We start from the raw sequence: 1061 nt of genomic DNA on the forward strand, positions 1-1061 counted from the left end.
CCGTTGTCGGCGCAGGAAGCGCGGTTGTATGCGCAGTACCGGTTGTACCCGGACTCATTGGCCTATCTGCTGGAGATGGACTTTCCGCTACCGGCCGGAATAGGCGCTGAGGCGGTGGCTGCCGCCCTGCAAGGCTTGCTGGCACGGCACGACATCCTGCGCACCCGCTACCGGGTGGATCGGGAGGGAATCCCCTACGCCGAAGTGCAGCCTGAGCTGCCGGTGGAACAAGTACTGCTCGACGAGGCGCGCTGGCAGTCGGTGCAGGCCCAGGCGATGGCGCTCGAACACGGCCCGCTGCTGCGGGGCTGCCTGCTGCAGACCGACGCCGGTGCCCAGCTGCGGCTGCAGGTTCACCACATTCTGGTGGACGAACCGGCGATGATCATCCTGCAGCAGGAATTCGAACAACTGCTGCGGGGCGAACCCCTGCCACCGGTCGGGCTCAGCTACCGCCGCTACGCACTGGCCCTGGCCCAGGCACGCGAACTGCCGCTGTGGCAGACCGCCCAGACCTTCTGGCAACAGACCCTGCAAGGGCTGGAATTCGACCCCTTCGGCCACGGTGCCGTTGAAGCCGGTGGCCAGATGGGCAGCGTAGGCTGGACCCTGAGCGCCGACGAACAGGCCGGCGCCCGCCGCCTCTGTGCCAGCCTGAACCTGACCCCGGCCACCTTCTTCCTGGCGCTGTGGGGGCTGGTGGTGGCACGCGAATCCGGCCGCTCCGCCTTCTCGATCTCCGTTGCCAACGCCTATGGCAGCCGGCAGGGCCTGAGTACCGTCGGCATGTTCGTGGCACTGGCGCCGTGCGCCTTCCGCTTTGGTCAAGGCGACCAGCCCTTTGCCGACTACGCCCGCCAACTGGCCGATGCCCAATGGCAGGTGATGGACCAGCTGTTCTACCCGGTCGAAGAAGTGTTCCCGCTGCTGGCGGACGACCCCCGGCGCTTTGGCAGCAACCCGCTGCTGAATATCGCCTACTCCTACCTCGAAGGCGCCGAAGCCGACGCCAGCCACGCCCCCGACTTCGCCATCGAAGCCCAGGGGCCGCTGAGTCTGGC

The 1061-nt window shown here is 67.5% G+C and carries 1 protein-coding gene; it reads left to right on the forward strand.

Translation table 11 applies throughout. The features are described from left to right. Positions 1–1061 (forward strand): condensation domain-containing protein (locus PZA18_RS23925; protein ID WP_284103404.1); only part of this gene is annotated, 1061 nt, incomplete at both ends.

The organism is Parachitinimonas caeni, from assembly GCF_030129945.1.
Lineage (GTDB): Bacteria > Pseudomonadota > Gammaproteobacteria > Burkholderiales > Chitinimonadaceae > Parachitinimonas > Parachitinimonas caeni.